1 pseudogene is annotated in these 239 nt (G+C 44.8%); it reads left to right on the forward strand.

From position 1 onward, the window contains the following. Position 1 precedes the first annotated feature (1 nt). Positions 2-239, forward strand: a pseudogene (gene ushA, locus AAEZ00_RS22080) (bifunctional UDP-sugar hydrolase/5'-nucleotidase); the annotation flags it as partial.

Consider the following 239-nt stretch of genomic DNA (forward strand, 5'->3'; position numbering starts at 1 on the left):
CATGACAAATATGTTAATTAAAGGATTAGTCGCAACGGCTGTACTAGCAGCGTTAACCGGTTGTGGCAGTGACGACGACAATACAGCAGTCGTAGCACCAACAACATGTGCCGAAGCAGGTGCAGATTGTAAAATATTCACAGTATTACACACCAATGATAACCATGGCCGTTTTTGGTCTAACAGTGATGGCGAATATGGTATGGCAGCGCGTAAGACGTTGATCGACCAAATTCGTG

The organism is Shewanella sp. S1-49-MNA-CIBAN-0167 (genome assembly GCF_040310145.1).
GTDB classification, from domain to species: domain Bacteria; phylum Pseudomonadota; class Gammaproteobacteria; order Enterobacterales; family Shewanellaceae; genus Shewanella; species Shewanella psychromarinicola.